Source organism: Actinoplanes sp. NPDC048791 (assembly GCF_040650095.1).
GTDB lineage: Bacteria > Actinomycetota > Actinomycetes > Mycobacteriales > Micromonosporaceae > Actinoplanes.
Genome location: NZ_JBEZGQ010001497.1, coordinates 1 through 1,547, shown reverse-complemented (window position 1 = coordinate 1,547; position 1,547 = coordinate 1). Strand labels below are relative to the sequence as shown.

Sequence of the window (1,547 nt, the reverse complement as noted above, 5' to 3'; positions counted from 1 at the left end):
CGGCTGCCGACGCCCTGTACCGGCAGGCGATCGAGCGGCTGGGCCGCACCAGGCTGCGCCCCGAGCACGCACGCGCCCACCTGCTGTACGGCGAGTGGCTGGGCGGGCAGGAGCGACGGGCCGAGGCGCGGGACGAGCTGCGGGTCGCGTACGAGATGTTCGTCGCGATCGGCATGGAGGCCTTCGCCGAGCGCGCCCACCGGGAGTTGCTGACCACCGGGGCGAGCGTCCGCCGGCGCACCGTCGAGGCCGCACCCAGCGACGACCTGACCCCGCAGGAACGGCAGATCGCCGTGCTCGTCCGCGACGGCTTCTCCAACCCGGAGGTCGGCGCCCGGCTCTTCCTCAGCCCGCGCACGGTCGAGTGGCACCTGCGCAAGATCTTCAGCAAGCTCGCGATCAGCTCCCGGCGCCAGCTCCGGGACGTCCTGCCGCGCGGCGAGCACGAGCCGGTCCTCGACGAAGGCGGACGACGATGAACCCACCGCAGCACGGACTGATCGGGCGGCGCGCGGAGTGCGCCCTGCTCGACGAGACGATCACCGCGCTGGGCACGGGCGAGAGCCGGGTCCTGGTGCTGCGCGGCGATCCCGGCGTCGGCAAGTCGGCGCTGCTCGGGTACGCCCGGGCCGCCGCCACCGGGATGCGGGTCCTGCACGCCGCCGGGGTCGAGTCGGAGATGGAGCTGGACTTCGCCACCCTGCAGCAGCTGTGCGCGCCGGTGCTCGACCGGCTGCCGCAGCTGCCCGAGCCGCAGCGCGCCGCGCTCGAGACGGTGTTCCGGCTGCGCGAGGGCACTCCGCCGGATCACTTCCTGGTCGGGCTGGGCGTGCTCAGCCTGTTGTCGGCCGCCTCGGAGGAGGTCCCGCTGGTCTGCGTGGTCGACGACGTCCAGTGGCTGGACCGCGGTTCGGCACAGGTCCTCGGCTTCGTCGCCCGCCGGCTGCTGGCGGAGTCGATCGGCCTGCTGTTCGGCACCCGGCTGCCCGGCCCGGATCTGCGCGGGTTGCCGGAGCTCGAGGTCGGCGGGCTGCCGGACGCCGACGCCCACGCGCTGCTCACCTCGGCCACGCACGCCCGGCTGGACCGGCGCATCCGCGACCGGATCGTCGCGGAGACCAGGGGCAACCCGCTGGCTCTGCTGGAGCTGCCGCGCGGGCTGAGCGTCACCGAGATGGCGGGCGGGCTCGGCCTGCTGCGCGCCGACACGCTGCCCGGCCAGATCGAGCAGGCGTTCCTCAACCGGATCGAACGGCTGCCCGAGCAGACCCGGATGCTGCTGCTGATCGCCGCCGTCGAGCCGGTCGGCGACCCCGACTCCGTCCGCCAGGCCGCCCAGCGGCTCGGCGTCAACCCGGCAACGGCGCTGGCCGGCGGCACGGACGGCCTGCTGACCATCGACGACCGCGTGACCTTCCGCCACCCGCTCGTACGGTCGGCCGCCTACCGGGCCGCGCAGCCCGAGACCCGCCGGGCGGTGCATCTGGCGCTCGCCGAGGTGACCGACCCGCAGGACGCGCCGGACCGCCGGGCCTGGCACCTCGCGG

2 protein-coding genes are annotated in these 1,547 nt (G+C 75.1%); both read left to right on the top strand.

The annotated features are described in order from the left end of the window. Window positions 1-479, top strand: a 479-nt coding sequence (locus AB0C29_RS47810) for a LuxR C-terminal-related transcriptional regulator (protein WP_360834938.1), incomplete at its 5' end; no start/stop codon positions are given. Further along, the coding region (locus AB0C29_RS47805) for an AAA family ATPase (RefSeq protein WP_360834936.1) at window positions 476-1,547 on the top strand (1,072 nt) is incomplete at its 3' end. The genes AB0C29_RS47810 and AB0C29_RS47805, both read left to right, overlap by 4 nt.